The organism is Gelidibacter gilvus (assembly GCF_004115975.1).
In the GTDB taxonomy this organism is placed as follows: Bacteria; Bacteroidota; Bacteroidia; order Flavobacteriales; family Flavobacteriaceae; genus Gelidibacter; species Gelidibacter gilvus.
The window spans coordinates 1-1727 of the sequence record NZ_SDDZ01000029.1 but is presented as its reverse complement, the minus strand read 5'-3'; the positions used below and the strand labels follow the sequence as shown (position 1 = coordinate 1727).

The window sequence follows — 1727 nt, the reverse complement described above, 5'->3', positions numbered from 1 at the left end:
ATCTGAAGAAAGCGAGACTACAAAACTCGGTACTGACGAACAGGAACCGTATACAGAGGCATAGTTACTTGGGTAAGCAACCACACCATTGTAACGCCCCATTAATACCAAAAGGGCAACTATGTAGATACGGCAGTTATTGAGCGAAAGAAGATGTCATTACCTGGGGAGGTCTCTGCAACCACGAGATGGTTAAGCAGAGAAGTCAGCAGAGGTCATAGTACTTATAGGAAACGAGTTAGGAAAAACCTAGAGGTCTCACAATTAAGGAAGGACTGAACATTAAATCATGTTGAAATTCGATTAGGAGGCTTTGCTAGCCTATTCTTAAGCCAACAGAAGTAAACATTTTATTTATTTGTTTTATGATTGCAGCAGTATTACAAGCCGATAACCTCTATAGAGCAGCGCACAAAGTGTTGCAAAATAGAGGTGCGAGTGGAATCGACGGTATGCCAGTCTCAAAATTAGCGCTCTATATACGAGCAAACCGAGACCAGATAAGCGATTCTATCCATAGGCATGAGTATATACCAGACGCAATTTTAGGAGTATCCATACCTAAGGGAAAGGGTAAAACCCGACTTTTGGGTATTCCCACGGTAATAGACCGATGTTTGCAACAAGCGGTAAGCCAAATACTAATGGCCAAATACGAATACGAATTTGAGCCCTTTAGTTATGGCTTCCGCCCAAAGAAGAACATCCACAAAGCAGTACTACAGGCGCAGCAATACATCAATGATGGATGCCACGACATTGTAGATATTGACTTAAAGGGATTCTTTGATGAAGTCAATCACAGTCTGTTACTACAGCTGGTTTACGACAAGGTAAACTGTCCAACCACACTGCGACTAATTCGCAAATGGCTACGTGCGCCCATACTTATAAAAGGGCGATTGGTCAAACGACGCAAGGGCATCCCTCAAGGAAGTCCATTAAGTCCGTTATTATCTAATATCCTATTGGATGGACTAGATAAATATCTTAGCAAGCAAGGGCTTCGTTATGTTCGCTATGCAGATGATTTTAGTATTTATACAAGATCAAAAGCAAAAGCAAGGCAAGTGGGCAATGAGGTGTATCATTTTCTAAAAGGAAAACTACATCTACCGATAAACCGAGCAAAAAGCGGCATACGTCGTCCGGTAAATTTCGAACTGTTAGGACATGGCTTCGTTCCGGTTTATAAGAAAGGAGTAAAAGGACAATACCAACTTGTGGTAAGCAAAAGTGGCTGGGATAAATTTAAGCGAAAACTGAAACTTCTAACCAAGAAAACCGATCCAGTATCCTTAGTAGAGCGATTAAACAGACTCACACAAGTGTATCGAGGCTGGCTTAACAACTATCGATTAGCAAACATTTATACAAAACTTAAAAAGTTAGATGAATGGTTGCGCAACCGACTGCGGTACTGCATCTGGCACCATTGGAAGAAAATAGAAAGGAAACGCAAGAATTTAATACGTTTAGGAATAGAAAAAGGACAGGCTTTTGCTTGGAGTAGAACCAGAATGGGAGGTTGGGCAGTAGCCCAAAGCCCTATATTAGGAACTACAATAACCATATCTAGACTAAGGCGGAAAGGGTATAGACCTATGATAGATTATATAAATAAAACGCAAACTTCGATTTGGTGAACCGCCGTATACGAGACCCGTACGTACGGTGGTGTGAGAGGCGCAGTGGCGACCTTTAGGTCGTCACCCGTCTACTCGATT

1 protein-coding gene is annotated in these 1727 nt (G+C 41.8%); it reads left to right on the top strand.

Annotation, left to right across the window (positions count from 1 at the left end; genetic code table 11):
• The first annotated feature begins 365 nt into the window (after positions 1 to 365).
• Positions 366 to 1646: a group II intron reverse transcriptase/maturase gene (gene ltrA, locus ESZ48_RS19125; protein WP_129019104.1), complete on the top strand. Its 1281-nt coding sequence runs from the start codon at positions 366 to 368 to the stop codon at positions 1644 to 1646.
• Positions 1647 to 1727: the final 81 nt, after the last annotated feature.

Bases quoted from the DNA above. Each gene is read 5' to 3' on its own strand.
- ltrA (WP_129019104.1), top strand. From the start codon at position 366: ATGATTGCAGCAGTATTACAAGCCGATAACCTCTATAGAGCAGCGCAC.